Origin of the sequence: Streptomyces sp. NPDC060209, from assembly GCF_042728155.1 — a bacterium.
Taxonomy (GTDB): Bacteria; Actinomycetota; Actinomycetes; order Streptomycetales; family Streptomycetaceae; genus Streptomyces.
The window spans coordinates 1-26,678 of record NZ_JBHWZS010000101.1 but is presented as its reverse complement, the minus strand read 5'-3'; the positions used below and the strand labels follow the sequence as shown (position 1 = coordinate 26,678).

Annotated in this window: 23 protein-coding genes; 13 read left to right on the top strand and 10 right to left on the bottom strand. The window is 70.2% G+C overall.

Annotated elements, in window-relative coordinates:
- Window positions 1–13 precede the first annotated feature (13 nt).
- Together ACFWFI_RS20550 and ACFWFI_RS20545 are read right to left on the bottom strand one after the other, a co-directional pair.
- Window positions 14–583 (bottom strand): transglycosylase SLT domain-containing protein, encoded by a 570-nt coding sequence (locus tag ACFWFI_RS20550; protein ID WP_387392085.1) that lies wholly within the window; start codon window positions 581–583, stop codon window positions 14–16.
- 434 nt (window positions 584–1,017) lie between these two features.
- The gene (locus tag ACFWFI_RS20545) at window positions 1,018–2,442 is read right to left on the bottom strand and encodes an MFS transporter (protein WP_387392079.1); all 1,425 of its coding nucleotides are present in this window, start codon (window positions 2,440–2,442) and stop codon (window positions 1,018–1,020) included.
- A gap of 110 nt (window positions 2,443–2,552) precedes the next feature.
- Between ACFWFI_RS20545 and ACFWFI_RS20540 the strand changes: the two genes are divergently transcribed.
- Window positions 2,553–3,149, top strand: a complete 597-nt coding sequence (locus tag ACFWFI_RS20540; protein WP_387392076.1) for a TetR/AcrR family transcriptional regulator — start codon at window positions 2,553–2,555, stop codon at window positions 3,147–3,149.
- A gap of 100 nt (window positions 3,150–3,249) precedes the next feature.
- Here ACFWFI_RS20540 and ACFWFI_RS20535 read toward each other — a convergent pair whose 3' ends face one another.
- Window positions 3,250–4,857 (bottom strand): DHA2 family efflux MFS transporter permease subunit, encoded by a 1,608-nt coding sequence (locus ACFWFI_RS20535; RefSeq protein ID WP_387392082.1) that lies wholly within the window; start codon window positions 4,855–4,857, stop codon window positions 3,250–3,252.
- Between the two features lie 425 nt (window positions 4,858–5,282).
- Between ACFWFI_RS20535 and ACFWFI_RS20530 the strand changes: the two genes are divergently transcribed.
- Both ACFWFI_RS20530 and ACFWFI_RS20525 read left to right on the top strand, forming a co-directional pair.
- Window positions 5,283–6,281 carry an Lrp/AsnC family transcriptional regulator gene (locus ACFWFI_RS20530; protein WP_387392073.1) on the top strand — a complete coding sequence of 333 codons (999 nt, stop codon included), beginning with the start codon at window positions 5,283–5,285 and terminating at the stop codon, window positions 6,279–6,281.
- A 191-nt stretch (window positions 6,282–6,472) separates the two neighbouring features.
- Window positions 6,473–7,699: an LAETG motif-containing sortase-dependent surface protein gene (locus ACFWFI_RS20525; protein WP_387392070.1), complete on the top strand. Its 1,227-nt coding sequence runs from the start codon at window positions 6,473–6,475 to the stop codon at window positions 7,697–7,699.
- Window positions 7,700–7,763: 64 nt separating this feature from the next.
- Here ACFWFI_RS20525 and ACFWFI_RS20520 read toward each other — a convergent pair whose 3' ends face one another.
- The 6 genes from ACFWFI_RS20520 to ACFWFI_RS20495 are packed head-to-tail and all read right to left on the bottom strand — an operon-like array spanning window position 7,764 to window position 13,435.
- On the bottom strand, window positions 7,764–8,528 hold the full coding sequence (locus ACFWFI_RS20520) for an ABC transporter ATP-binding protein (RefSeq protein WP_387392067.1): 765 nt from the start codon (window positions 8,526–8,528) through the stop codon (window positions 7,764–7,766).
- The gene (locus tag ACFWFI_RS20515; protein ID WP_387392064.1) at window positions 8,525–9,325 is read right to left on the bottom strand and encodes an ATP-binding cassette domain-containing protein; all 801 of its coding nucleotides are present in this window, start codon (window positions 9,323–9,325) and stop codon (window positions 8,525–8,527) included. Before ACFWFI_RS20515 ends, ACFWFI_RS20520 begins: the two co-directional genes overlap by 4 nt.
- Window positions 9,322–10,176, bottom strand: a complete 855-nt coding sequence (locus ACFWFI_RS20510; RefSeq protein WP_387392061.1) for an ABC transporter permease — start codon at window positions 10,174–10,176, stop codon at window positions 9,322–9,324. The genes ACFWFI_RS20515 and ACFWFI_RS20510 overlap by 4 nt, the downstream gene beginning before the upstream one ends.
- Window positions 10,173–11,138, bottom strand: a complete 966-nt coding sequence (locus ACFWFI_RS20505; protein ID WP_387392058.1) for an ABC transporter permease — start codon at window positions 11,136–11,138, stop codon at window positions 10,173–10,175. The genes ACFWFI_RS20510 and ACFWFI_RS20505 overlap by 4 nt, the downstream gene beginning before the upstream one ends.
- On the bottom strand, window positions 11,138–12,655 hold the full coding sequence (locus tag ACFWFI_RS20500) for an ABC transporter substrate-binding protein (RefSeq protein ID WP_387392055.1): 1,518 nt from the start codon (window positions 12,653–12,655) through the stop codon (window positions 11,138–11,140). Before ACFWFI_RS20500 ends, ACFWFI_RS20505 begins: the two co-directional genes overlap by 1 nt.
- A gap of 39 nt (window positions 12,656–12,694) precedes the next feature.
- Entirely contained in the window at window positions 12,695–13,435 is a 741-nt protein-coding gene (locus tag ACFWFI_RS20495; protein ID WP_387392052.1) for a DUF1684 domain-containing protein, read from the bottom strand.
- Window positions 13,436–13,666: 231 nt separating this feature from the next.
- Between ACFWFI_RS20495 and ACFWFI_RS20490 the strand changes: the two genes are divergently transcribed.
- From ACFWFI_RS20490 to ACFWFI_RS20480, 3 genes are all read left to right on the top strand, one after another.
- Window positions 13,667–14,605, top strand: coding sequence for a LysR family transcriptional regulator (locus ACFWFI_RS20490; RefSeq protein ID WP_387392049.1), 939 nt, complete (start codon window positions 13,667–13,669; stop codon window positions 14,603–14,605).
- A 110-nt stretch (window positions 14,606–14,715) separates the two neighbouring features.
- Window positions 14,716–16,077 carry a histidinol dehydrogenase gene (gene hisD / locus ACFWFI_RS20485; protein WP_387392046.1) on the top strand — a complete coding sequence of 454 codons (1,362 nt, stop codon included), beginning with the start codon at window positions 14,716–14,718 and terminating at the stop codon, window positions 16,075–16,077.
- Window positions 16,078–16,263: 186 nt separating this feature from the next.
- Window positions 16,264–17,715, top strand: coding sequence for an amino acid permease (locus ACFWFI_RS20480; protein ID WP_387392043.1), 1,452 nt, complete (start codon window positions 16,264–16,266; stop codon window positions 17,713–17,715).
- Between the two features lie 4 nt (window positions 17,716–17,719).
- On the opposite strand, the gene ACFWFI_RS20475 is transcribed toward ACFWFI_RS20480, so the two are convergent.
- Window positions 17,720–18,718 (bottom strand): LacI family DNA-binding transcriptional regulator, encoded by a 999-nt coding sequence (locus ACFWFI_RS20475; RefSeq protein ID WP_387392040.1) that lies wholly within the window; start codon window positions 18,716–18,718, stop codon window positions 17,720–17,722.
- 312 nt (window positions 18,719–19,030) lie between these two features.
- Between ACFWFI_RS20475 and ACFWFI_RS20470 the strand changes: the two genes are divergently transcribed.
- The 7 genes from ACFWFI_RS20470 (at window position 19,031) to ACFWFI_RS20440 (ending at window position 26,569) form a co-directional block, all read left to right on the top strand.
- Complete coding sequence (locus tag ACFWFI_RS20470; protein ID WP_387392037.1) at window positions 19,031–20,170, top strand: cupin domain-containing protein; 1,140 nt, start codon at window positions 19,031–19,033, stop codon at window positions 20,168–20,170.
- A gap of 5 nt (window positions 20,171–20,175) precedes the next feature.
- Window positions 20,176–20,976, top strand: coding sequence for an alpha/beta fold hydrolase (locus tag ACFWFI_RS20465; protein WP_387392034.1), 801 nt, complete (start codon window positions 20,176–20,178; stop codon window positions 20,974–20,976).
- 65 nt (window positions 20,977–21,041) lie between these two features.
- Window positions 21,042–22,352: a histidinol dehydrogenase gene (gene hisD, locus ACFWFI_RS20460; protein ID WP_387392031.1), complete on the top strand. Its 1,311-nt coding sequence runs from the start codon at window positions 21,042–21,044 to the stop codon at window positions 22,350–22,352.
- Window positions 22,349–23,122, top strand: a complete 774-nt coding sequence (locus tag ACFWFI_RS20455; protein ID WP_387392028.1) for an SDR family NAD(P)-dependent oxidoreductase — start codon at window positions 22,349–22,351, stop codon at window positions 23,120–23,122. Before hisD (ACFWFI_RS20460) ends, ACFWFI_RS20455 begins: the two co-directional genes overlap by 4 nt.
- The gene (locus ACFWFI_RS20450; protein WP_387392025.1) at window positions 23,119–23,904 is read left to right on the top strand and encodes an HpcH/HpaI aldolase family protein; all 786 of its coding nucleotides are present in this window, start codon (window positions 23,119–23,121) and stop codon (window positions 23,902–23,904) included. The genes ACFWFI_RS20455 and ACFWFI_RS20450 overlap by 4 nt, the downstream gene beginning before the upstream one ends.
- Window positions 23,905–24,110: 206 nt before the next feature.
- Window positions 24,111–25,457 carry an MFS transporter gene (locus ACFWFI_RS20445; protein ID WP_387392022.1) on the top strand — a complete coding sequence of 449 codons (1,347 nt, stop codon included), beginning with the start codon at window positions 24,111–24,113 and terminating at the stop codon, window positions 25,455–25,457.
- Window positions 25,458–25,570: 113 nt separating this feature from the next.
- A complete protein-coding gene (locus ACFWFI_RS20440) occupies window positions 25,571–26,569 on the top strand; it encodes a nuclear transport factor 2 family protein (RefSeq protein ID WP_387392019.1) in 999 nt (332 codons plus the stop codon).
- Window positions 26,570–26,678: the final 109 nt, after the last annotated feature.

Sequence of the window (26,678 nt, the reverse complement as noted above, 5' to 3'; positions counted from 1 at the left end):
GTCTTGCCGGTGCTCAGTAGGCGGAGTTGACGTTGTCGATGGAGCCGTACTTGTCGGCGGCGTAGTTGGCGGCCGCGGTGATGTTGGCGACCGGGTCGGTGAGGTCCTTGGCGGTACCGTCGACGTGGAAGGCGTCGAAGGTCGGCTGGATCACCTGCAGCAGGCCCTTGGAGGGCGTGCCGTTCTGCGCGTTGACGTCCCAGCCGTTGGCTGCGTCGGGGTCACCGCCGGACTCACGCATGATGTTGCGGTGCAGTCCCTCGTAGCTGCCGGGGATCCCCTCGGCCTTCATGATCTTGAGGGACTTGCGGATCCAGCGGTCCAAGTCGTCCGAGTCGGTGGCCTTGCCCGCCTTGTCCGCCTTCCCGGCGATGGCGTGCGCCTGCGCGGAGATCCCGGCTGCCGAGACGCCGGCAGCAGACTCGGCCACGCTGTGCGAGGCCGGCTCGGAGGCGTGTGCGGGGGACGGGGCAAGGGTCAGGGCTGCGGCTGCGGCTCCCACGGCGCACAATCCGGAAACCGAGAACCTGCGGATCCGGGCGGTACGGGCGGCGGGGGTCAGGGACTGGGCGGACGTACGGATAGACACTCTCCTTGCGATGGGGTCAGGACAGCCACGGAGCTGCGGGGTGGACGTGCGCGGCGAGGTCCGTGCGAACGGATCGTGCGGCGCCCGGCCGGTCCGGAGCATCAGCTCCCGTGGACTCGATCCATGGTTAGCGGCATGCCCGGACGACTGCAACGACCCGCATTACTACGTGCCTACGTAGAACGGCGCGACGAGGCGGGGCCGGCCGGCGCTCTCGGGCACCGCGAGCGCCGGCGCAGCGCCCTACTACCGCTCCTCGTATGTGACCTGCGCCCTATGGGTCGACTCACAACCGCGGCCGGTGCCGAGCGGCCGGCCGACGGGTGAAGCCCCCCCCGGAGCGAGCGACTGTGGCGTCGCTACGGTCGCACCGGCGGGAATCAGGGAACCGCGAACGGTCCACGGAGCGGCCGGCCGGGTCTCCTGCCCTACTCCTCGGCAGTCGGGGACGTCTTCCTCGCACCGGGGCCGAACCAGAAGGCGAGTGCCGTCAGGATGGCGAGCGCGGTGATCAGCGACGCCCAGACGAAGACCTGGGAGATGGTGTCGGCGGGTCCCGCTCCGTCGGTGAAGGGGATGAGGAGCACGGCGAGTCCGACCGATCCGCCGATGGTGAGCGCGGTCTGAAGGACTCCCGCTGTGATGCCGGCGTGCTCCGGCGGCGCGGTGGTGAGGATGACCATGTTGAACGGGATGATCGCCACACCGACCCCGAGGCCGATCAGCACGATCTGCGGCAGCACTCCGGCCGCGTAGGAGCTGTCGCCGTCCAGCAGGGTCAGCCAGCCGACACCGGCGAGCACGACGACGAGGCCGCCGATCGCCCGGATCCTGAGGTCGACGGTGGCGATGAACTTCGTGAGTACCTGGGTGGACAGCAGCAGGGCGGCACCGAACGGCAGGATCGCGAGCCCGCTCTCCAATGCGTTGAAGCCGAGGACGTTCTGGAGGTACTGCACCAGGTAGACCAGGAAGCTCGTGAGGACGGCCGCGAGGAGCAGCAGGTCCACGAAGGCACCCGCCCGCGTACGGTCGGCGAAGATCTTGCCCGGCAGCAGGGGTTCGGCGGTGCGTCGGTCCGCCACGAGCAGGACCGCCCACAGGACCACTGATGCGGCGAGCGCGCCGAGTGTCGCGCCGTCGCCCCAGCCCTTCTCGGCTGCGCGCACGAGGCCGTGGACGCCGGAGGTGACGGCCAGGGTGACCAGCAGGGCGCTGGGCAGACCGAGCGAGCGGGCCTGCGTACGGTCGTCCTTCAGCCCCAGGGTGCGAAGACCGATGAGGATGATGGCCAGACCGACGGGGACGTTGACCAGCAGGCTCCAGCGCCAGTCCCCCGCCCAGGTCAGCACGCCGCCCAGGACCATGCCCGCGGAGGCGCCGAGACCTGTCACCGTGGAGTAGAGGCCGAAGGCGCGCTGACGCCTCTCCCCCTCGAAGACGACGGCCAGCAGGGCCAGACCGGCCGGTCCGGCGATGGCCGCACCCGCTCCCTGGAGCACGCGGCCGACGAGCAGGACCTCCAGGTCGGGGGCGAGCCCGGCGATCAGGGAGGCGATCACCACCAGGCCGATCCCGCCGAGGAAGACCTTCCGGTGGCCGAGAACGTCACCGAGACGGCCGGCTAACAGCAGCAGCCCCCCGAAGGCCAGCAGGAAGGCGTTCGGGACCCAGGAGCCGCCGGCGACGGAGACCCCGAGATCGTCCTGGAGCGTGGGCAGGGCGACGTTCACGATCGTGCCGTCGAGCTGGAGCATGAACTCCGCTCCGACGATCGCCGTCAGGGTGAGAGCCCAGGGCCTGGACGGCACCCGGGGTGCGGGAACGCCGCCGGAGACGGTGTCGGTGGTCATGGATGTGTCCCTCCACGTTCAGCGGCCGGGGCTATAGTGAGCTGGCCTCAGGTTAAGTGGGACGCAGTTAACCTGAGGCTCCCTCAGGTGGTCAAGTGGAGGCGGTACCCGTGTCAGATGCCCAGCCGTACATCGCTCGGCGGCCCAAGCGGGCCGATGGCGCCCGCAACTACGACGCGATCCTCTCCGCGGCCGGCAAGGCCTTCGAGTCCCAGGGCGCGGACGCCTCGCTGGAGGACATCGCCGGTCAGGCGGGGGTCGCGATCGGCACGCTCTACCGGCACTTCCCCACGAGGGCGTCACTTGTCGAGGCGGCCACGAGGGAAGGGCTGGCGGAGCTGATCAGCCGGGCCGAGGCCCTGGCCGGCGCCGAGGACCCGCTGGCGGCCCTGTCCGAGTGGATGCGGCGGGCCGTGCGGCACTTCAGCACGTTCCGGGGGCTGGTCGGCATCCTGGCCCGGAGCATGTACGACGAGGGCACACCGTCGCACGCCGCGTGCAGTGCCATGCACAGCAGCGGGGCACACCTGCTGCGAGCCGCCCAGGACGCGGGGCAGGTGCGCGGGGACCTCACCGCCGACGAGCTGTTCGACCTGCTGAGCGGGGCCGCCTGGGTGAGGGAGAACGCCCTGGACGACCGCGACGGCAGCCCTCACTTCGTCCAGATGGTCCTGGAAGGCATCGTGACCCGCCCCGAGACCGGCTGACCGGCGACGGGGCCGGACCTGCGCGAATCCGTACGACCCGCCCCGCGCGGCGGCACACGCGGGAGGGCCCCCGGCGCTGCCGGGGGCCCTGGACCAGAACTCAGTGGTTGTGCGCCCGAGCGGAGACGGATTCCGAGGCGGCGGCCAGGGCACCGGGCGAGGTCGGCTCCGTGTCGCCGTAGTGGGGCACTTCACCGGCCTTCGGTGCCCCGGGCGAGGACGCCGCGTCCGCCGTCTTCGGCTCGGGGGCACGGAGCAGCAGGACGCAGACGAGAGCGGCGAACAGCGTCAGCGAGCCGGCGACGATCAGGCACAGGTGCAGCCCGTCGAGGAAGGCGTTGCTCACAGCCCCCCAGACACGCCCGGTGTCGGCACCGAGCCGCAGCTGGGATACCGCTCCCAGGCCGTCCGCTTCGGCGGCGGGCAGGATCTGCCGGCGGGCGGCTGCCCCCACCCCCGCGTCGGCGAGGTGGCCCGGCAGCGTATCGAGTGCACGCGTCGTGAGCAGCGCTCCGAGCACGGCCGGGCCGAGAGCCCCGCCGACCTGCCGGAACGCGTTGTTCCCCGCGGCGGCCATACCGGCCTTCTGCCAGGGCACCGAGGCGACGGCCGTAGCGGTCATGGGGGTGATGACGAAGCCCATGCCCAGGCCCAGGAGGGCCAGTCGCCAGGCGATGGAGACGAAGGAAGTGTCCGCGTCCAGGGTGAGAAGGGAGAACAGAGAAGCGGACACGACCAGCAGGCCTGTTGTGATCATGACCCGGGGAGAGAAGCGGTGCATGAGGCGTCCGACCGGCGCCCCGGCCGCGATGGCTGCCGCCGTGACCATGAGGAGCCGCAAGCCGGCCTGGAGGGTGTCGAGTTGCTGGACCATCCCGAAGTAGAGGCTGAGGAGGAAGAAGAAACCGATCAGGGCCAGAAACGTGATCATCGCGACGAGCGTCGTCGCGGTGAAGGCCGGACTGCGGAACAGTGAGAGGTCCAGCATGGGGCTGTCACTGCGTCGTTCGGCAAGGACGAAGGCCACGCCGCTGACGACGGCGACCCCCAGAGCGACCAGGACCTTCGCGTCGCTGAACGAGCCCGCTCCGCCCTCGATGACACCGAAGACGAGTGCCGTGACGGCAACGGTGGCCGTGATCTGTCCGGGCCAGTCGAGGCGACGGCCCTGGGGTGCACGCGAGTCGGTCAACAGGGTTCCGGCCACCACCATGGCGACGAGCGAGACGGGGAGGGCGGGCAGGTAGATCCAGCGCCATGCGAAGTGGTTGAGGATCGGGCCGGCGATGAGCGGACCGATGGCCAGGGCCCCCAGCAGGGAGGTGGCCCATATGCCGATGAACTTGCCTCGTTCGCGGTGGTCCGGAACCACATGGCTGATCAGGGCCAGGGTGGTGGGGAGCAGCGCGGCCGCCCCCAGACCGGCGAGCGCCTGGCCGATCCAGAGAACCTCGACGGACTGGGCGCTCAGGGCCACGGCCGCACCGGCCGCCGAGAGGAGCAGGCCGGCCTGGAAGACCTTCTTGCGGCCGTGGACGTCACCTACGACACCGGCAGTGAGGATGAACGCGGCCATGGGGAGGACGAACGCGTCCTGTACCCAGGACAGCTGGGCTGTGGTCGCACCCAACGCGCTCTGGATGGCGGGCAGACTGACAGACACCGTGGTGACGGGCAGGTAGGCGACGAAAACACCGAGGCAGGCCATGACGAGGGTGACGACTCGTCGTTCGGCCGGTCCGTTCCCTGTGGTCGGGACGTTCACGGAACAACTCCTTCGCGGCGCGCGCCGCGTTCAAGTGCAACAAGGGAATGCCGGGCCGGGTGCGGGTCCGGGGCGCCGACGAGGACAGCGACGATCGTCCGGAGCCTGCCGGTGTCCTGACGCCGGTGTCCGCGAGGGCGGCGTCGGTGGCGCCCTGCGGTCTCTGAGGAGCGTTCCGGCACCCTCAGGTCCTGAGCGGCTGAGACGTGCCCGGGCGCGGCGCCCCAGCATCGCCGTACAAGGGCACCAACACCAACCCACAAGCGCCAGACGCCGGAAAACTGCCAGGAATGCCGAGGATTCGAGTTTTTCCCCCAGCTGATCGGATCCTGTCGAGTGAAAGCTCCATCAGGTGAGAGGATCCGCTCATGGTGGATCAGGTGGGCAAGGAAATCCTCCGCGTCCTGCAATTTGCGCCTCGGGCTTCGTTCCGGCTGATCGGCGAGGTCGTCGGTGTGTCGGAGCAGACGGCCGCACGCCGGTACCACGCGTTGCGGCGCGATGGTGTGATGCGGGTGGTCGGCCTGGTCGACGCGGCCGTGTACGGGGAAGCCCAGTGGGTCGCGCGGATCCGGTGCCGGCCCGACCGGGCCGGCCCCCTCGCTGACGCCCTGACCCGGCGGCCGGACATCGCGTACATCGGACTCGCTTCCGGAGAGTCGGAAATCGTCTGCGTCATCCGCTCCCCCGTGAACGCCGAGCGTGACGATCTGCTGCTGCGACGGCTGCCTCGCTCCGCATCCGTGCTCGACCTCACGATCGATTTGCTCATGCACTCCTTCGGTGAACCCGGCAGTGCCGATTGGGCAGGCTATGGAGACCCGCTCACGGAAGAGCAGAAGGCCATGCTGGCCGGGGGACGGCCGTCCTCCACCCGGGCCGGAAACCTGCTGCCACCGACCGAGGAGGACGAGCCCCTCCTGCAGGCGCTGGCGGAGGACGGACGCACCACGCACACCCGGCTCGCGGAGATCACCGGGTGGTCCCAGGCTCGCGTCACTCGCCGCCTGGAAGCACTGGAGGCGTCGGGAACCCTCGTCTACGACCTCGATCTGCTGCCGGAGCGGCTCGGTCACCACCTGAACGCGACCCTGTGGCTGCGGACAACACCCGCCGCGCTGCAACAGGTCGGGGAAGAGCTCGCACGCCACGACGAGGTGGCCTTCGCCGGTGCCACCAGTGGCGACTACAACGTCATGGCGATCGTCGCCTGCCGCGACGCGGAGGACTTCTACCGGTACCTCACGACGCGCGTGGCCGCGGTCTCGGGGATCGACTCCTACCGGGTCAGCATTCGGGTCCGACGCCTCAAACAGGCCGCATCGCTCATCGCGCACGGCCGGCTCGTACACCCGCCGCTCGTCTGACGTCGTGTCCGTCCCGGACGGCGCCGGCTCTGCGGCCCCCAGGTGCACCCGCGGGCCTGCCGGGGGCGGGGCGGGCGATCGGGGCGCCGAAAGTACAACCATTCGACTGCCGATTGCGTCTGCTATTCGTGTAAGTGTTTTGCCGGAGACGGCATTTCATCCCCCCTCACACGCCATGACGAGGAACTTCCATGACTTACCCCCTTCCCGGCCGCCGGCTTTCGCGCGCGGCGGTCGGTGTACTCGCCGCCACCGCGCTGACCGGACTCGCGTCCGTACCGGCCCTCGCCGCGGAACCGGACCTCGGGATCGGCCGACTGGCGCCGATCACGGGTGTGCAGCCCGGCAGCGGTGTCGACGTGCCGTTCTCGTTGCTGAACAAGGGCACCGAGGAGGTGGGGAAGGTGTGGGTGACGTATTCCGTCACCTCGGGTCTCGCAGCGGCGGCCTCCTACGAGAACTGCCTGTACTCGAAGGGAACGGCCCACGACGAGGAGCCGGCGAAGGACCTCGCGGTGTGCGCCTTCGACCAGCCGCTGAAGCCCGGCGTCGTCTACGTGCCGGAGCAGCCGGTCGGGCTCGAGGCGCTGGACAACGCGCTGTACGACAACGTCTCCATGACCGTGGAGGCCACGGAGCCCGGACCGTCCGACGGCGGCGGGACGGACCCCGTACCGGGCACGGACGCCCCGCTGAAACTGGTCGAGAAGGCCCCGGCGACCGAGGCCGACCGGGCGAGCCACGGCGAGAACGTCACCTCCGCCGACGTCACCGCGGTCAACAAGGCCGACTTCGCGCTGACCGGCGCCCAGCTCAAGGGCGAGGCCGGCGACAAGGTCACCGCGACCGTGGAGTTCGTCAACGAGGGCCCTGCCTGGGTCTACCGGGAGCTGGGCCGGTCGGCCGCGACCGTCGACGTCCGGATCCCGGAGGGAACCACGGTCGTGAAGGCGCACGACTTCTGCAGCCCGGTCACCAAGACCCACTACAGCTGCGGAACCTCGCAGTCGTGGGTGGACGAGAAGCGTGGCGAGACGTACCCCTTCGTCCTGCGGATCGACAAGGTCGTCGAGGGCGCGGCCGGGAAGATCTCGTTCAGCGGGCCGGCCAGGCCCTTCGACGAGAACGCGGCCAACGACACCGCCGAAATCGTGATCAACGCCGGTAACGGCACGACGGGCGGATCCTCGACCGAGGGCTCCTCGGCCTCTTCGTCCACCTCCGGGGGCTCCGCAACCGGGGGACCCACCACCGGGGGATCCACCACCGGGGGATCCGACGCGCAGACGACGGCCGGCGATCTGGCGGCGACGGGCTCCGACTCCACCCTCCCCATGGTGGGCGTCTCGGCGGCGGCACTGATCGCGGGCGGCGGAATCTTCTACGCCGTCCGGAGGCGGACTGCTGCCGCCAAGTAGCGGCACGAATGCCGGAGCCGGCAGGTACGGGGGTCCCGTACCGGCCGGCCCGGGCGGCCGGAGGTCAGACGGGCAGCCGCGGCACACTCTCGATCAGCCGGCGGGTGTAGGGATGCTCCGGTTCGCCGAGCACCTGGGAGGTGGCTCCCTGCTCGACGACCCGGCCGCGTTCCAGCACGGCGGTGCGCTCGCACAAGGAGGCCACGACCGACAGGTCGTGGGAGACCATCACCAGCGTCAGCCCACTCTCCTCCTTCAGTTCGGCCAGCAGATCGACGACCTTCACGCGGGTGGTGACGTCCAGCGCGCTGACCGGTTCGTCGGCCAGCAGGACACGTGGATCGCAGACCGTGGCGCGGGCGATGGCGATGCGCTGACGCTGTCCGCCGGAGAACTCGTGCGGGTAGCGGTCGACGGCGTCCGCCTGCAGGCCGACGCGCTCCAGCGCCGCGGCCACCTTGGGCGCCGCCGCGGAGCGGGTGTCGAGGCCGAGGGAGCGCAGCGGTTCCGCGACGATCGCGCCGACCCGTCGGCTGGGGTCGAGCGAGGAGTACGGATCCTGGAAGACGCACTGCACGCTGCGCCGGAAGCGGCGCATCTGCTCGCGGTCGCGCGGGTTCAGGCCGGCCCCGTCGAAGCGGACGGTGCCGGCCGTGGGGCGGGCGAGGCCCAGCAGCAGCCGAAGCAGCGTCGTCTTGCCCGCGCCGGACTCGCCGACCAGCGCCAGGCTCTCGCCCGCCTCGACGGCGAGGGACACGTCACGCACCACGTCGGCCGCGGCCCCCCGGTAGCGCACCGCGGCGTCCTTCAGCTCCAGCACCGGCGTCATCGCGCGCTCCTCAGGTCCAGGGCGGACTCCAGTTTCCGGGCACTGGCCACCAGGGCCCTGGTGTACTCCTCGCGTGGCGCGCGCACGATGTCGTGGACCGCGCCCTGCTCGACGGCCCGGCCGTCCTTCATGACCAGCACCCGGTCGGTGACCCTGGCCACGACGGCGAGGTCGTGGCTGACGAACAGCACGGCCATCTCCCGTTCCTGGACCAGGCCGTCGATCAGCTCCAGCATCTCCGCCTGCACGGACACGTCCAGGGCGGTGGTGGGCTCGTCGGCGATGAGCAGTTTCGGCTCGCAGGCCAGTGCCATAGCGAGGGCGACGCGCTGGCGTTGTCCGCCGGAGACCTCGTGCGCGAAGGCCCGGGCGATGCGCTCGGGCTCGGGCAGCCGTACCTGTTCGAGGGCGGCCCGTACGGCCTCTCGCAGGGGCTTGCCCTTGAGGCCGGTGCGGCGGGCGAGCGGCTCGGCGATCTGGCGGCCGAGCCGCATCAGCGGGTCCAGTGCGGTCAGCGGCTCCTGGAAGACGACCGCCGCGTCCCGCCCGCGGACGGCGGTGAGCCGTTTCTCGGCGGCGCCCACCGTCTGCGTCCCGGCGAGTTCCACGCTGCCCGTCGAGGTCATGCCGTCGGGCAGCAGCCCGAGCACCGCGAGTGTCGTCAGGGACTTGCCGGAACCGGACTCGCCGATGAGGCCGAGCCGTTCACCGCCGGCCACCGAGAAGGACAGGTCGTCCACCAGGGTCCGTCCGTCGGCGGTCCGGACGGTCAGTCCGCGTACGTCGAGGAGAGTCACGCGCGCCTCCGCCGGGTGGCCGGGTCGAGGGTGTCACGCAGGCCGTCGGCGATGAGGTTCACACCGATGACGAGCAGTACGAGCAGGATGCCGGGCGCGAGCGCACCGGCCGGCGCCGTGGTGAAGGTGGCCTGGGCCTCCTGGAGCATTCGGCCCCAGGAGGCGTTGGGCGGCGGCGCTCCGAGACCGAGGTAGGACAGCCCCGCCTCGGCGAGCACGGCGAGCCCGAACTGCAGGGCGAGGTTGACCACCAGCGTGGGCCAGATGTTGGGCAGGACGTGGGAGAGGACGGTACGCGGCCAGGAGGTGCCGGAGGTACGGGCGGCGGTGATGTAGTCCTGTGCCAGGACCCGCTTGACCAGGATCCGCACCAGCCGCGCCACGACCGCGCTCTGCGCCAGGCCGATCGCCAGGACCGCGGAGCCGAGTGTCGCCGACCGTGCGGCGACGATGAGCATCGCCAGCAGCAGCGTCGGAAAGGCGATGAGGATGTCGAGGAACGCCGAGAGCGTGTCGTCGATCCAGCCCTGTGCGAACGCGGCGAGGACGCCCAGGGTGATCCCGATGGCGGCGGCGATGAGCACGGACCCGAGCCCCGCCTCGACGGCGATGCGGGAGCCGGTCATCACCTGGGTGAACAGGTCGCGACCGAGCTTGTCGGTGCCGAGCAGATGGCCGCCGCCGGGCCCTGCGAGCCGTCCGCCGGAGGTGTCCTCCGCGTCGTAGGGCAGCCAGAAGACCGACACCACGGCCAGCAGCGCGATCAGCCCGGCGAGTACGCAGCCGACGGCGAGGGTGACGGAGCGCCGGGAACGCCGCTTCGTTGGGGCGAGCAGGTCCGTCCCGGTCATCGGGAACCTCCCGAGAGTCGGCCGCGCAGCCGCGGGTCGATGATCCGCTGGACCAGGTCGGCCACGAATCCGATCACCAGCACCGCGAGGGTGGATACGAACAGCACGCCCTGGATGACCGGGTAGTCGTGCTGCGCGATGCCGGTGGCGAGCAGGGAGCCGAGGCCCGGCAGCGCGTACACCGACTCCACGACTACGGCGCCGAGCAGCGTCGAGGCGAGTTCGATGCCGAGGACGGAGATCACCGGCACGGAGGCGTTGCGCAGACCGTGCCGCCACATGGCGCCGCCGAAGGACGAGCCGAGGGCGCGCGCCGTGCGCAGATGGTCGCTGCCGAGGACGTCGAGGGTGGCGGAGCGGACGTAGCGGATCAGGGACGCGCTCATCACCAGGGCGATGGTCACGACCGGCAGGACGAGGGAGCGGACCGCCTCGGCGGGATCGGCCCAGCCGTCCTGCGGGAAGCCGCCGGAGGGCAGCCAGCCCGCGTTCAGCGCGAACACCGCGATGAGGATCATGCCGAGCCAGAACACGGGTATCGCGATGCCCAGTTGGGACACCCCGCTGAGCAGCGTGCCGTACCAGGTGTGCCGCTTGTGCGCGGCCGTGAAGCCGGCGGGTACGGCGACCAGGACGGCCAGGACGAACGCCGCCAGCGTGAGCGGCACGGTGACGTTCAGCCGGGCCGCGACCTCGGGGCCCACGGGTAGCGAGCTGACGAAGGAGGTGCCGAGGTCGCCGCCCGCCAGTTGCCCGAGCCAGTGGGTGAACTGCTCGGGCAGCGGACGGTCGGAACCGATGGAGTGGCGGGCCGCGGCTATCTGCTCGGGACTGGCACCGACCGAGGTGAGCGCGTTGGCCGGGTCGCCGGGCAGCATGCGCAGCAGCACGAACAGCACCACGCTCGCCAGGGCCAGCGACACGGCCAGGAACGCGAGCCGGCGCAGCAGATAGCGCGCCATCAGCCCTTCTTCTTGATGTCGTAGGCGAAGAACTGCGAGTTCAGGCCGTTGAGCGGGTAGCCGGAGAGCTTGTTGCTCGCGACGACGATCTGCGGGTAGAGGTACAGCCAGTCACTGGCGGCGTCCTCTGCGGTCTGCCGGTTGACCTTCTTCAGCAGCTCGGTCTGCGCGGCGGTGCTGGAGGCTTCCTCCGCCTGCTCGACCCACTTGGTGACCTGCGGGTTGTCGTAGCCCCAGTAGAAGTCGGGGTTGCCGTACCAGACCAGGTCGCGGTCGTTGACGTGCTCCTGGAGCGTGGCCGAGAAGTCGTGGTTCTTGTAGACCTTCGTGTACCACTCGTCCGGAGTGATCGTGTTGATCTTGACGGTGATGCCGACCTTGGCGAGCTGGGACTTGATGAAGGTCGCGGCCGTCGGGTGCGGATCGTAGTTGGGGGTGTCGAGGGTGAAGCTGAAGCCCTTGGCGTAACCGGCCTCGGTGAGCAGCTTCTTGGCCTTCGTCACGTCGTGGGCGTCGACGTCGGTGAGGTCCTCGTACCAGGGGTCGGTGGGCGGGACCATCGAGCCGATCTGCTTGCCGTAGCCGCCCCAGACGGACTCCAGGAGCTTCTTGTCGTCGATGGCGGCGGACACCGCCTGGCGCACCTTGACGTCGGTGAAGGGCTTGGCCTTGTCGTTGAACGCGAGCAGCAGTTTGGTGGTGGAGTCGCCGTCGTTCACCTTGTAGTTGCCGTTGCTCTTGAACTGCTCAAGGGCGTCGGGCGACTGCTCGCTGGTGACCACGTCCACGGCGTTGGTCAGCAGGGCGTTGTTCAGCGCCGAGGCGTCCTTGTAGTAGTGGAAGACGACCTGCTTGTTGGCGGCGGCGTCGCCCCAGTAGCCGGCGAAGCGGTTCAGGCTCAGCGCGGAACCGCGGGTCCACTTGTTCAGGGCGTACGGGCCGGTGCCGTCCTCGGTCGTCTTCAGGTTCTTCGCCTGGGAGTTGATGATCCAGACGTAGGAGAGGTTGTAGACGAAGGAGATCGACTTCTTGGACAGCGTGATCTTCACGGTCCGCGCGTCGGGCGTGGCGATGTCCTTGATGACCTCGAGGTTGCTCTTGCGGGCGGACTGGGAGTCGTCCGCGGTCACCTTCTCCAGGCTGTACTTGACGTCCTGGCTGGTGAGTTCCTTGCCGCTGTGGAACTTCACGCCGTCGCGCAGGGTGAAGGTGTAGGTCAGGCCGTCGGCGCTGGCCTCGTAGTCCTGGGCGAGGAGCTTGTCGACCTTGCCGTCGTCGGTGAGTCTGAACAGACCTTCGTAGACGTTGCCGTTGAGCGCCTCTGTGACGCCCTGGCCGCCGCCCGCGGTGTTGTCGAGGTTCTGCGGCTCGTAGAGGGAGCCGATGCTGACGACCGCGTCCTTGTCCCAGGCGCCGCCCGAGGCGCTGGAGCCGTTGGAACCGCCGCAGGCGGTCAGGGTCAGGGCGAGAGCGGCGGTCGAGGCGGTGCCGTACAGGAAGGTCTTCTTGGTGCGCATGGGGTCAGGGCTCTTTCGGTGCGGGGAGCTGCGGGGTGATCAGTGCTGGGCGTCGAAGCCGTCGCGGAAGACGGGGAGCTTCTCGCCGGCCTCGACGGGCAGGTGGAAGCGGTTCTGCCGCGGCGGCATCGGACAGTTGTACTGATCGGAGAATCCGCAGGGCGGCACGAAGGCCTGGTTGAAGTCGAGGACGACGCGGCTCTCGTCGTCCGTGCGCCGCACGAAGAGGAAGCGGCCGGCCCCGTAGGTGATGTCACCGTTGGTCGGGTCCCCGAAGACGAGCAGCAGGGTGCCGTCGTCGTCGAAGGCGCTGAGCGTGTAGGCGCGACCGTCGACGGTGAGCGTGATGTCACCGGGTACGACCAGGTCGCGGCTGCCGCCGTTGTCCCGGATGTGCTCGAAGGCGATGCGCCGGGCGTCGGCGACGGGCGTGTAGGAGGCTTCCAGGACCCAGGCGGGGTCGTAGGGGAAGGCGTCCACCCGGTCGAAGTGGCGGATGGCGGGCGCGTCGGCGTCCCAGAAGCGCAGGCCGTGCTCACTCTCGCCGGTGACCAGGTCGGTGCGCCGGAGCGTGGTGACGGTCACGGTGTCCGGCCGGTCCGCGCCGGCCTCCGCCGCGTCCGGGACCTCGCCCGCCGGAGCCCAGCGGGTTTCGACCAGGGCGAGGTTGCCCGTCGGTGACGTGAGCGCGCGATGGCGCTCGGCACGCCAGGCGTCCCACTCCTCCGCCGGATCGACGGATGCGCGGTCGGGGGCGGAGTGGGACACGGCAGTACTCATTAATCTAGGCGGGACGGCCCTCACAGCCCTGGGTGACAGGACGTGAATATGTGGCCAAAGCATCACCTTTATTGACCATAAGCGGATCTAATGTCAAACGTGCGTTTCACATGGTGAGACGCGTCTCGGAAAGGGAGACGAGGCGCCGGTCGGCGGCACTCCCCGAAGGCCCGGAACCGCCTGGGCCGATCGGCGGCGGGCCGCCCGGTGAGGTGTGAATAGGGTTCGAGCATGCACAGAACCACTTCACCGGGCAGCATGACGCTCGTCCAGCTGAGGGCCTTCGTCGAGGCCGAGCGGCTCGGGTCGTTCACCGCCGCCGCGCAGGCCATGGACATCGCCCAGGCGTCCGCCTCCGAACTGGTCCGGCGCCTGGAGGCGGAGCTGGACGCGGAACTGTTCCTCCGCGGCAGCCGCACACTGACCCTGACCTCGGCCGGGGAGGAGTTGCTTCCGTACGCCCAGGAGGCGGTGGCGGCTGCGGACAGCGGAGCCCGGGCCGTGCACTCACTCGGTTCGCTGGGCGGCGGCACCGCCACGTTCGGGGTGCTGCGCAACGCCGACTACTACCTGCTCGCCAACCTCGTGCAGATGTTTCACGCCCGGTACCCGGCTGTCCGCGTACGACTCGTTGGGCAGAACTCCGCCGAGACCGCCCTGGCCGTCGCGGCGGGACAGATCGAGGCGGGTCTGGTGGTTCTGCCGATCGACGACGAGGGGCTCGCGGTCACTCCGCTCATGCGCGACGAGGTGCACTACGTCAGTGCGAGCGCCGAGCGCACCGCCACCCCTGTCACCATCGAGGCCTTCTCCCGGGCGCCTCTCGTGCTGTACGACGCCCACTACGGGTGGAAGGACCCGACCCGACGGCAGATCGCCGAGCGCGCCCAGCTCGCCGGGGTCCGTGTCGATCCCATGATCGAGCTCGAACGCGTGGAGGCGGCACTGAAGCTGGCGGCGTCCGGAGTCGGCGACACGATCGCCAGCCGGGCCGTGATCGCCAGCCCTTCCTTCCCCGGGGGCCTCCACACCGCGCCCTTCGCCGAGCCTCTGTACGACACCATCGCGCTCGTGAGGCGGCTCGGCCATCCCCTCTCCCGGGCCACCCGGGAACTCGCCCGCCTCGCCGAGGACACCATCCGCGAGATGGGTCACGGCCTGATGACCTGACGCCGCACAGGCCCGGACGCAAGCGCAGAACCATGCACAGGGAAACCCTGTGGGATGCGCAGGAACTGCCCCTCTAGCCCTGTGGCAACGCCGCGTCTACCGTCCGGGGTATGCAGATCACGCACGACGAACAGAAGACCCTCGCACCCTTTCAGTGGCTGAAGAAGCCCGCGGTCGACGGCCCTCCCGCGCAGCGCGACCCCAAGGTGGTCGAGCGGGTGTCCCAGATGCTCAAGGAGATCGAGAGCAAGGGCCTGGACGCTGTCCGCGCCTACGGTCAGGAGCTCGACGGCTGGTCCGGTGACCTGGAGATCGGGGCCGCCGAGCTGAAGAGGTCGGGGGACGCCCTGCCCGCCGACGTCCGCACCGCCCTGGAAATGGGTTACGAACGCACGCACCGCTTCGCCTCCGCCCAGCGCGAGCACCTGACCGACTTCGAGATCGAACTCGCTCCCGGGGTGGCGGGCGGACAGCGCTACGTTCCGGTGTCCAGGGTGGGCGCCTACCTTCCGGCAGGCCGCTTCCCCCTGCTGGCCAGCGCGTTCATGACCGTGGGAGTGGCCAAGACGGCCGGCGTCCCCACCGTGGTGGCATGCACGCCGCCGTCGGGCGAGCACGGCGCCCACCCTGCCGTGCTCTACGGCGCCTACCTGTCCCGGGCCGACCGGGTCTTCGCCGTCGGCGGCGTGCAGGCCCTCGGCGCGATGGCCTTCGGCCTGCTGGGCGAGGCCCCGGTCGACATGCTGGTCGGTGCCGGCAACGCTTTCGTCACCGAGGCCAAGCGACAGCTCTTCGGCCAGGTCGGGATCGACCTGCTGGCCGGCCCCTCCGAGGTGGCCGTCATCGCCGACGACTCAGCGGACCCGGTCTGGGTCGCCGCGGATCTGCTCGGCCAGGCCGAGCACGGCCCCAACTCTCCGGCCGCCCTGATCACCACCTCCGAGAAGATGGGGCGCGCCGTCGCCGCCGAGATGGACCGTCAGCTCGAAACCCTCGCCACCCGCGAGATCGCCGGGCCCGCCTGGCGGGACTTCGGCTCCGTCATCGTCGTGCGCGACCGGGACGAGGCCGTCGCCGTGTCGGACGTCCTCGGCCCCGAGCACCTGGAGATCCAGACCGAGGACGACGACTACTACCTGCAGAACCTCACCAACTACGGTTCGCTCTTCCTGGGCCCCTGGTCCACCGTCGCCTACTCCGACAAGGGCATAGCCGGCACGAACCACGTACTGCCGACGGGCAAGACCGCTCGCTACAACGCGGGGCTGTCGGTCTCCCGCTTCCTCAAGCCCCTGACGTACCAGAGGACGGCCAAGGAGGGCACCGCCTCGCTGGCGCCCGCCGTCGAGCGGATCTCCGCCTTCGAGGGCCTGGCAGCCCACGGCGCGACCGCCACGCTCCGGATCGACCGGATCGGCCGTACCTCCGGTGCGTTCGACGCCGTCCCCGAGGCGTTGCGCGAACAGCTCTGATCCCGCCGCCTCCGCCTCCGGCCCCGCGCCGGCATCGGCCTCGGCCGGAGGCGGGGCAGGCGCCCGGAACACCATGCACAGCCTCGGCCCGCACCCGGACCGCCGGTAGCGTCGCCCGCCCGAGACGGGTGAGTACCGTCCTGCAGCAGGAGCACCTGCGCTCCCACTCCCGCGAGGATTGTCCCCATGCACCATGCCCCGCCCGCTCCCGCCCCGTCGGACGCATCAGGCCCCGCGCTCACCCAGGGTCTCAAGGGACGCCAGATCACGATGATCTCCATCGGGGGCGTGATCGGGGCCGGCCTCTTCGTCGGTTCGTCCACCGCTGTGGCGGCCGCAGGTCCGGCCGTTCTGATCTCCTTCCTGCTGGCCGCCATCCTGGTCGTACTCGTCATGCAGATGCTCGGGGAGATGGCCGTCGCCCATCCCGACACGGGCTCCTTCTCCACCTACGCGGACCGGGCCCTGGGCCGCTGGGCGGGCTTCTCCATCGGGTGGCTGTACTGGTGGTTCTACATCCTGGTCATTCCCATCGAGGCGATCGCCGCGGGCGAGGTCATCTCGGGGCTGACCTCGGTTCCGAGCTGGATCCCGGCGCTCGCCATGATCGCCCTGCTGGCGGGCAGCAATCTCCTCGCCGTCCGCAACTACGGTGAGTTCGAGTACTGGTTCGCACTGCTGAAGGTCATCGCGATCGTGGCCTTCCTCGTTCTCGGCGGACTCGCGATCTTCGGCCTCCTGCCCGGTTCGGACGCCCACGGAGTGTCGCACCTGTGGGCCGACGGAGGGTTCGCGCCCAAGGGCGGGGTGGCCGTGCTCGCCGGTCTGCTCACGGCGATGTTCAGTTTCCAGGGCAGCGAGATCGTCACGATCGCCGCCGCCGAGTCGGAGGAACCGAAGAAGAACATCAAGAAGGCCGTCCGTGCCGTCGTCTGGCGCCTCGGGCTGTTCTACGTCGGCTCGATCTTCGTCGTGGTCAGCCTCGTCCCGTGGAACTCCGACGGACTCGCGGCCGGCTCCTACCAGGCGGTCCTCGACCGTATGAACATCCCGGGCGCCGGACGGATCATGGATGTGGTCCTCGTCGTCGCTGTGAGCAGCTGCCTCAACTCGGCCATCTACACCGCCTCCCGCATGGCGTTCTCGCTTGCCCGCCGCAAGGACGCGCCGGCCGCCCTGGCCACCACCTCCGCGTCCGGTGTGCCCCGCAACGCGGTCGTCGCCTCGACGGTCATCGGCGTCGCCGCGGTGATCGCCAACTATCTGCTGCCGAGCGTCTTCACGTACCTCATCGCCTCCAGCGGCGCGATCGCCCTGATGATGTACATGGTCATCGCGATCACCCAGTACGCCACCCGCCGCAAGGCGGCGCAGCCGAGCGAGGTACGCATGTGGGCGTTCCCCTACCTCACCCTCGCCACGATCGCCTTCATCGCCGGAGTACTGGTGCTCATGGCGGTGCTGCCCGGCCACCGTCTCGAACTGTGGCTGTCCCTCGCGCTCGCCGCGGTCCTCGTCGGGGTCGGCGTCCTACGGCAGCGGAGGCACGGCGACCGCCCCGGCTTCGGCCTGGACACCTCTGGGGTCGGCGCGGACATCGCAGGGCAGCCCCCTCGGACGGGCTCGTCACCGCGGTGACGGGTCAGGGGAGGCGGGCGTGGGTGGCCCGGGACACGAATTCGGTCGGCAGGACGAGGCGTTCACCGGCGGGGTCGGCGTCGCCGTCGATGCGCCGCACCAGCAGGCGGGCGGCCTGACGCGAGAGTTCCCGGAGGTCGTGGCGGACCGTGGTCAGCCGGAACACCTCCCAGGCGGCCATGGGGAGGTCGTCGAAGCCGATCACGGTCAGGTCGTCGGGGACCCGGAGGCCTGCGGCGAGAGCCGCGTTCAGGACACCGATGGCGACCACGTCGTTCCCGCAGAAGACCGCGGTGGGTGCCTGTGCCGCGTCGAGCAGGGCAGGCAGCGCACGGTATCCGGTGTCGAACTCGAAGGCGCCTCGCACCACACAGTCCTCGGGGAGCCCGATGCCCGCGTCGGCCAGCGCCAGTCGGAAACCCAGTTCGCGTTCACGCCCGGTGGTCGTGTTGGCCGCGCCGAAGATGCCCGCGATCCGTCGATGGCCGAGCTCGACGAGCACGTCGGCGACCAGGCGTCCTCCGCCCTCGTTGTCGACGACGGAGGCGTAGTCACCCCGGGCGCCGGTGTCGCGGTTGAGGAAGACGTAGGGCATGCCACGGCGGTCGAGCTGGGCCGGGAGGCGGGAGTCGGTGGTGGCCGTCGCGAGGACCACGCCGTCCAGGGACTGGTCCAGGAGCTTCTCCTCGGCCACCGCTTCGTCGGAGCGTTCGGTGAGAAGCATCATGCGGTAGCCCAGGCGCTGGAGCTCGTCGTGCAAGGGCGCGATGACGTGGGGGTAGAAAGGGTTCGTCAGGTCGGTCACGATCACCCCGATACGCCGGGTGGACCGGGTCGACAGGGTGCGTCCCGCCTCGCTGGGCACGTAGTTCAGCGCCTGCGCCGCCCGCCGGACCTTGTCGCGGGTCGCCGCGGACACCCGCGGGTCGTCCCGCAGTGCGCGGGAGACCGTGGGCTGCGAGACGCCTGCCAGCCTCGCCACGTCGTGACTCGTGATCGCCATCGGCTCTCTTCCCGTCGCCCGGTGCGCCACCCCTGGCGCCGCACATACCACTATACGTATGTAGTCCCTCCCCCTGGGAGCCGGGGACGACCGGCACGCCGCATCGGATCGAGCAGACCCACCCCCCTCCACGGCGCACACCCTCCGCCCGTTGCGCTGCACTCCGTTCTCACTTCTGCGGAACACTCCGCGGGGCCGCATCGGAGAAGTCGCACACCCTGTGCACGAAGTCGAACCCGCGCGACCCCTTGACATTGCCCGACAGAGAGCCTGTCATGGGAATGCATACGTATTCCAAGTGAGGGAGCAGTCATGCCCGATGTCGTCGTGTCCACCGTCGAGCTGGGGCGCCGCACGATCCGCCGCAGCGACTTCGTCTCCTGCAACCAGGCCTTCATCGACTGCCGCACGCCGGGCTCCGACCGGAAGGAGAACTACGCGATGATCGGGCCCGGCGTCTCTCAGGCCGCCGGCCAGCACGTCAACCTGCGGCTGCCGCACGGCTACAACATCGGTGCCGCCGCCATGCCCCACGGCATCACCAACAACCTCCACCTCCACTACACCGCCGAGGTCTTCGTCTGCACGGAGGGCGAGTACCTCCTGCGCTGGGGCGCCGACGGCTCCCAGGGAGAACTCCTGCTCAGGGCCGGGGACATCGCCTCCGTCCCCACCTGGATCTTCCGCGGTTTCACCAACAGCGGCCCCGACGACGGCTGGATGTTCACCGTGCTCGGCATGGACCACACCGGCGGCATCATCTGGGGTCCCTCGGTTCTGCGCGAGGCGGAGGGCCACGGCCTGTACCTCACCGCCGACAACGAACTGATCGACACGGTCGCCGGCGACGGGGTCCCGGCCGGGACCCAGCTGACGGAACCGATGACGCAGGAGCACATCGACCGGCTGCGTCACTACAGCGCCCACGAGATGGAGCGCCGTGTCGCGGCAGCGGACGAGCTGGTGTGGTCCGAGCACCCGTTCCTCGACAGCGCCCTGCCGGGCGGAGGAGTACGGCTGAGCTGCGTCATCGGGTACGGCATGACCGAGGACCTCCATCAGGAGCCCCGGATCTTCAATCCGCACGGGCACAACGTCGCCTGGATGCGGGCCGATCCGGGCCAGGGTGTCTCCTTCCACCGGCAGCACGAGACGCAGACACTGATCGTGAAGGACGGTCTGTGGGAGGTCACGCTCAACCGCACCGACCCCGTGTCGGTGCGCCTGGGACCGCGCGACATGCTCTCCGTACCGCAGGACGCCTGGCGCACCCTGCGCAACGTCGGGGACGAACAGGGCGATCTGATGGTCGTCAACTCGGGTGACGGCCGGGTCCGCCTGGACTGGGACGAGGAGGTCGCCAAGAGCGCCGCCGACGCGGGCCTCGGCATCGACCACAACGGCTACGTCGCGCCGTACGCGCTGCTGCCCCGCTCCGCGCGCCGCTGGTGACCGCCGTGCCCAGCGGCGGACCGTCGAGCGCACTGCCCCTGGTGGTCGTACCCGGGATGCTGTGCGACGCGGACCTCTGGTCCGATGTGGCGTTCCCCGAGGGCCATCCGGTCCGTCACCTCGAGTTGACGAAGCCGGACATCGGGGCCATGGCCGAGGATCTGCTCTCCTCCGTGTCGGGCCCGTTCGTCGCGGTCGGCCTCAGCCTCGGGGCCGTCGTCGCTTTCGAGGCGCTGCGCCGGGCCCCGGAGAGGATCTCCGGCCTGTGCGTCATGTCGACGAACGCGGGCGCGCCGCGGCCCGGGCAGTACGCCGCCTGGCGCGTGATGGACGGTCTGATCGACGACGGGCGGTTCGCGGACGTCGTCGAACAGACGCTGCCAGGCATGTTCCCCGTGCCGAGGCCGCCGGTCGAGTCGGCGGAGCGCTACCGGCGCATGGCGTATGCCGTGGGCCCCGAGGCCGCCCGCGCCCAGCTCGCCGCGCAGGCGACCCGCCAGGACGCGACCGGGACGCTGCGTACCGCCCGGTGCCCGACCGTGGTCCTGTCCGGGACACGGGACGCGCTGTGCCCGCCGGACTTCCACAGGGTGATCGCACGGGCGGTGCCGGGCGCGGGACTGCGCCGGGTGGCCGGGGCCGGGCACCTGCTGCCGTGGCAGAACCCGTCCGCCGTCTCCGCCGCGCTGCGGGACCTGCTGGCGCAGGTACGGGAAACGCCGCCGCCGGTATCCCGAGCATCCGCGCACATCACGCCCCGGCTGCCCGAGCCGCTCCGCCGGGCCCGCACCCGCCGCCCCACCTGAGCCCGCCTCCCTCACCCGTTCCTCATCTCCACATCCGACACCCACCCGCGAAAGAAGGCGCCGTCATGCCTCGTTTCCTCAAGTCCCCCGTGCCCGCCGGTCAGGTGCTCGCCGCTCGCGCGGATGTCGCCGAGCGCGTAAGCACCATCCTCGACGACATACGCGAGCAGGGTGACGTAGCGGTCCGCCGCTACTCCGAGAAGTTCGACGACTGGAGCCCCGAATCCTTCCGCCTGAGCCCGGAGGAGATCGAGAAGATCATCGCCGGCGTACCGGAGACGGTTCTGGAGGACATCCGCTTCGTCCAGCGCCAGGTGCGCACCTTCGCCCAGGCGCAGCGCGACTCGCTGCACGACGTCGAGATCGAGACCCTGCCCGGTGTCCGCCTCGGGCACCGGCACGTCCCCGTAGCCGGTGCCGGTGCCTACGTACCCGGCGGGCGTTATCCGCTGACCGCGTCGGCGCACATGACGATCGTGACCGCGAAGGTGGCCGGGGTGTCGAGGGTCGCCGCCTGCACCCCGCCGATCCGGGGCGAGATCCCCGCCGCGACGGTGGCGGCGATGCACCTGGCGGGTGCTGACGAGATCTACCTGCTGGGCGGCGTACAGGCCGTGGCAGCGCTCGCCATCGGCACCGAGACGGTCGGCCGGGTGCCACTGATCGCGGGTCCCGGCAACGCGTACGTGGCCGAGGCCAAGCGCCAGCTGTTCGGTGAGGTCGGCATCGACCTGTTCGCGGGCCCGACCGAGATCCTGGTGATCGCCGATGAGCAGGCCGACGCGTTCGTGGTGGCCGTCGACCTCCTCTCGCAGGCGGAGCACGGTCCCGACTCCCCCGCCGTTCTCGTCACCACGTCCGAGGAGCTGGGCCGGGAGGTCGAGCGCCACATCGAACGGCTGCTGCCCGGCATGCCGACGAAGGACTTCGCCGGGCCGGCCTGGCGCGACCACGGCGAGATCGTCGTGGCCGGCTCCCTGGCCGAGGCCTTCGAGATCGCGGACTCCTACGCCAGTGAACACGTGGAGGTCCTGACCGAGAACCCGCGTCAGGCGCTGGACCGGATGACCGACTACGGCGCGCTCTTCCTCGGTGAGGGGACGTGCGTCTCGTACGGGGACAAGGTCATCGGCACCAACCACGTACTGCCCACCCGGGGGGCGGCGCGCTACACCGGTGGTCTGTGGGTGGGAAAGTACCTGAAGACGGTGACCTACCAGGAGGTCACGGACACCTCTTCGTCGGCGCTGCTCGGCGAAGTGTGCGGGCGGGCGGCGCGCGTCGAGCTGTTCGAGGGGCACGCCCGCTCCGGTGACGTGCGGGCGGCCAAGTACGGCAACGGCACCCTGCCGTGGAACGACGAGGCGGGCGCATGAGCGGCCTCACGGACCCGCTGGCCGGGCGCACCGCACTCGTCAGCGGTGGCGGCAGCGGACTCGGCGCCGCCATCGCACGCTCCCTGTTGTCCGACGGGGCGCGCGTGGTGATCACCGGCCGCAACGAGTACGCCCTCAAGGAGACGGTCTCTCGCCTGGGCCCTGGTGTCACCCACCGGGTCTGTGACGTGTCCCGGCCGGCCGAGGTCGCATCACTCGCGGAGAGTCTCGCGGACGAAGAGATCTCGGTGCTCGTCAACAACGCCGGGATCGCCGGGCCGGTGGCACCGCTGACCGAGATCTCGGCCGAGGCTTGGGACGAGGTCTTCGGCGTGAACGTGCGCGGGGTGTTCCTGATGTGCCGCGCCTTCCTTCCCGCCATGACGGGGCGGGGCACAGGGGACGTCGTGAACATCGCCTCGGTCTCGGGGAAGCGGCCCCTGCTGCGGCGCACGCCCTACTGCGCGTCGAAGATGGCGGTCATCGGTCTGACCACCACCCTGGCGGGCGAGGTCGGCCCTCTGGGGGTCACCGTGAACTCCCTGTCCCCGGGCCCCGTCTCGGGCCCCCGGATGGAGCGCAACTTCCGCCTGGAGGCGGAGCGCACCGGCAGCAGCTACGCCGAGGCCGAGGAGGCTTTCGTCTCGCGGTCCGCCCTCGGGCGGATGGTCAGCGAGGAGGAGGTCGGCGCCGCGGTGAGCGCGATGCTGCGGATGCCGGGCCTGTGCGGTGCGGACATCGACCTCTCGGCGGGGATGGTGGCGCGGTGACGGCGGCGCGTGCGGACCGCCGCTCCGTCAAGGCGCGGCTCGCGGCCGGTGAGCGGCTGTACGGCGCCCTGCTGCGGCTTCCCTCGGAGACCCTCGTGGAGATGGCGGGAGTCGCCGGCCTCGACTACGTGGTCATCGACTGCGAGCACGGGCCGGCCGACACTGCCGTTCTCCAGCACCATCTGACGGCCGCGGCGGCCCAGGGCATCGACGTCCTTGTCCGCGTAGGCACGTCCGAGCCCGCTCTCGCCCTGCGCTGCCTGGACCTGGGAGCCGCCGGGCTGATCCATCCGCATGTCGACTCCGCGCAGGACGCGCGGCGTGCGGTGGCCGCGGTCCACTACCCGCCCCTGGGGACGCGGGGCTTCGCGACCTACAGCAGGGCGGGCCGCTTCGGGACCGTCTCGGCGGCCGACCATGTGACCGCATCACGGGACACCTTGGTGGTGGCGATGGTCGAGACGGAGCAAGCCTGTGCCGCCGCCGGAGAGATCGCCTCGACACAGGGCGTGGACGCGGTACTGGTGGGACCGGCCGACCTCGCGGCGGACTGTTCCTTCCCCGGACAGGACGTGATCGACGGCCTGGTCGCAAGGGCCCATCGCGCGACCCGTGAAGCGGGCCGGGCGGTGATGACGATCGTCCCGGGCGCCGAGGGAGCCAGGGCGGCCGAACGGGCGGGAGCGCAGCTGGTGCTCTACAACATGGCCCACGTCCTGATGGACACCTTCCGCTCCCTCGCGGCGCCCGGACCTGCCGAAGGGGCCGGCGGGCACTCATGACGCCGCACGGCCGAGCCCGGTTCCGCCGTGCCTCTCCGGGGAACCGGGCGCGCGGCTGCGCCCCGGCGGACGCGACCACCGCCGGTCCGCCCGCAGCGTCACCGAATGCGTGTCCTCCACCTCTTGACGACCTTCGCCGGGCTCCTTAGTGTTCGGCGGAAGTTCATACGTATGCATAACCACGTCAACGCGCGAACGGAGAAGCCATGTCCGCTGTAGCGCCGCCCACCGCCACCGCCGGCACCCCAGGGGCCGACACGGAGAAGCGGAATGCGATACGCCGAGCCATCGGCGCGGGAAGCATCGGAAACTTCGTCGAACAGTTCGACTACGGCCTCTACGGATACATGGCGCCGGTCCTGGCCCCCGCCTTCTTCCCGGAGAGCAACCAGGCGGTGGCGGTGCTGAGCACGTACGCGATCATCGCCATCGCGTGCCTCTTCCGCCCCCTGGGCGGGACGCTCGTCGGCCGCTGGGGCGACCGGGTGGGCCGCAAGAAGACACTTCTGTGGACCATCGTGCTCATGGGTGTGGCCACCGCCCTGATCGGCGCACTGCCGACGTATCAGCAGATCGGGGTCCTCGCACCCCTGCTCCTCCTGCTCCTGCGTGTCGTCCAGGGCATGGTGTCGGGCGGGGAGTACGTCGGGGCGGTGGCCTTCATCGTGGAGTGGGCCGAGCCGAACCGGCGCGGCTACTACGCCTCGTACGCCTCCAACAGCTGCTTCGTCGGCATCCTCGCCGGGGCGGGCACCGCCGCGCTCACCAGCTGGCTGTTCCAGGGACCCTCGCTGAACTCGTGGGGCTGGCGCATCCCGTTCCTGCTCGCACTGCCGCTGAGCGCGGTCGGGATCTGGCTGCGCAGGCGCATCGAGGAATCACCCGAGTTCGTCCGGGCCACGGAGGGCGGCACCGCGGTCGTCAAGGCGCCGATCCGGGAAGCGCTGCGCACGCAGTGGCGGCCGATGCTCGTGTTCTGCGGCGTCTCGGTCATGCTCGCGATCCTGTCCTACAGCTGGGTCACGTTCTATCCCGAGTACCTGACCGGCACACTGGGCCTGCCGCGCTGGATGGCACTGACGTCCAACGCGATCTCCGTCGCCGTACTCATCCCGCTGCTGCCCCTGGCGGGAATCCTCTCGGACCGGATCGGCCGTAAACCGATGCTGATCACCGGCGCCGTCGCATGCATCGTTCTGGTCCCGCTGGCCTTCCGGGTCGGCGAGGGCGGCACCTTCGGCACGGCGGTTGCGAGCCAGCTGATCTACATCGTCCCCGAGTTCTTCCTGACCGGCATCGTCACCGTCTGCACGGCGGAACTCTTCGCGACGCGCACCCGGTTCAGCGCGAGCGCCATCGCGTACAACAGTTCGTTCTCCATCTTCATGGGGATCACGCCGTTCGTCGCCGCACTGCTCGTCAGCAGCTTCGACACGATCTACGCCGTGTGGGTCTACCTCGCCGCGGCCGCGGTCCTGGCCCTCGTCGTCGTGAGCGCCTTCATGACGGAGACGTACCGGAGTCATCTGGGGGCGGACAAGTTCTCCGGGTGACCAGCACACCGGTGGCAGCCCTCGACCCACGCACTCCTTCCGGCATCCTCCGGAATTCACGCTCATATACATACGCATACACACCACACAGCACATCGAGAAAGGGAAGAATCATGCCGCTGGACCCCACCGCCTACCTCCCCTACAAGGACCCGGACGACTTCATCCGTGAGGTCACCGACCGCATCTGGGTCGGCCGCGACATCGCCTACATCGTCGACAACTACGAGCCGGACTCGATCGTCCACACGAGCCTGGGCACCGTGGTGGGCCGCGACGGCGTGATCGAGGGAAGCACGATGCGCATGGGCAGCACGCCCGGTCACATCGGCCAGGCCGAGGACGTGGTGTGGGAGGCACGCGGGGACGACGCCTTCCTCAGCTCGCACCTGGTCTTTTCCGCCGATGAGCACCTGGTCGACGGCCGGAACATCCGCATCCGCAAGCGCACGGTCGCCAACTGCCTCTACCGCCGGGGCCGGATGGTCGAGGAGTGGGTGGTCCGCGACGAGCTGGCGGACTGTCTGCAGCGCGGTCTGGACCCGGACGAAGCGGCCCGCGCCCTGCGTTTCCAGGGCTACACCGGGTCGATGACCGAGGAGCCGCCGAAGGACGTGCTGCTGGCCGGCGTCAGTGGACCGCGGCCCGACGAGTTCCGGCCCGAGTGCGAGATGGTGCTGGAGTTCATCGACGAGGTGTGGACGCGGCGCCGGCTGCACAGGGTCGACGACTTCATGGTGCGAGACCTCTTCCTGCACACGATCGGCGACCGGACCGTCATCCGCCCCGAGCGTTACCAGAGCGATCTGCTGTCCATGGTCGGGGCATTCCCCGACGCCCGGTTCGCCGTGCGGGACGTGCAGACCAACTACTCCCCGCGGTACGCCGGCCTGCGAGTCGCCGTCACGTGGACCATGCACGGCACCTACCGGGGCACACCGGCCTTCGGCCCGCTGACCGACAAGCCCGTGACCGTCCTCGGGGTGTCCCAGTTCCTGATCCAGGAGGGCCGGATAGTGCGGGAGTACCGCGTCTACGACGAGATCTCGCTGCGGGCCCAGATCAACAGCACCCGGGGGGACGGCCCGGCGGTGGAGGCCAACATCTACTGAGCGCCATCCGCGCCTCCGACGAGACGAGGCTGAGGGAGGCGGAGGGGTCCCGGACGATCCGGACCGCTCCTCCCTCGGTGTGACGCCCCCGATGAGACGCCCCCGGTGC

Coding starts and splice junctions, on each gene's coding strand:
- ACFWFI_RS20440 (WP_387392019.1), top strand. CDS start 25,571: ATGCCGCTGGACCCCACCGCCTACCTCCCCTACAAGGACCCGGACGAC.
- ACFWFI_RS20495 (WP_387392052.1), bottom strand. CDS start 13,435: ATGAGTACTGCCGTGTCCCACTCCGCCCCCGACCGCGCATCCGTCGAT.
- ACFWFI_RS20510 (WP_387392061.1), bottom strand. CDS start 10,176: ATGACCGGGACGGACCTGCTCGCCCCAACGAAGCGGCGTTCCCGGCGC.
- hisD (WP_387392031.1), top strand. CDS start 21,042: ATGCCTCGTTTCCTCAAGTCCCCCGTGCCCGCCGGTCAGGTGCTCGCC.
- ACFWFI_RS20525 (WP_387392070.1), top strand. CDS start 6,473: ATGACTTACCCCCTTCCCGGCCGCCGGCTTTCGCGCGCGGCGGTCGGT.
- ACFWFI_RS20470 (WP_387392037.1), top strand. CDS start 19,031: ATGCCCGATGTCGTCGTGTCCACCGTCGAGCTGGGGCGCCGCACGATC.
- ACFWFI_RS20520 (WP_387392067.1), bottom strand. CDS start 8,528: ATGACGCCGGTGCTGGAGCTGAAGGACGCCGCGGTGCGCTACCGGGGG.
- ACFWFI_RS20545 (WP_387392079.1), bottom strand. CDS start 2,442: ATGACCACCGACACCGTCTCCGGCGGCGTTCCCGCACCCCGGGTGCCG.
- ACFWFI_RS20535 (WP_387392082.1), bottom strand. CDS start 4,857: ATGGCCTGCCTCGGTGTTTTCGTCGCCTACCTGCCCGTCACCACGGTG.
- ACFWFI_RS20455 (WP_387392028.1), top strand. CDS start 22,349: ATGAGCGGCCTCACGGACCCGCTGGCCGGGCGCACCGCACTCGTCAGC.
- ACFWFI_RS20475 (WP_387392040.1), bottom strand. CDS start 18,718: ATGGCGATCACGAGTCACGACGTGGCGAGGCTGGCAGGCGTCTCGCAG.
- ACFWFI_RS20480 (WP_387392043.1), top strand. CDS start 16,264: ATGCACCATGCCCCGCCCGCTCCCGCCCCGTCGGACGCATCAGGCCCC.
- ACFWFI_RS20530 (WP_387392073.1), top strand. CDS start 5,283: ATGGTGGATCAGGTGGGCAAGGAAATCCTCCGCGTCCTGCAATTTGCG.
- hisD (WP_387392046.1), top strand. CDS start 14,716: ATGCAGATCACGCACGACGAACAGAAGACCCTCGCACCCTTTCAGTGG.
- ACFWFI_RS20505 (WP_387392058.1), bottom strand. CDS start 11,138: ATGGCGCGCTATCTGCTGCGCCGGCTCGCGTTCCTGGCCGTGTCGCTG.
- ACFWFI_RS20500 (WP_387392055.1), bottom strand. CDS start 12,655: ATGCGCACCAAGAAGACCTTCCTGTACGGCACCGCCTCGACCGCCGCT.
- ACFWFI_RS20445 (WP_387392022.1), top strand. CDS start 24,111: ATGTCCGCTGTAGCGCCGCCCACCGCCACCGCCGGCACCCCAGGGGCC.
- ACFWFI_RS20490 (WP_387392049.1), top strand. CDS start 13,667: ATGCACAGAACCACTTCACCGGGCAGCATGACGCTCGTCCAGCTGAGG.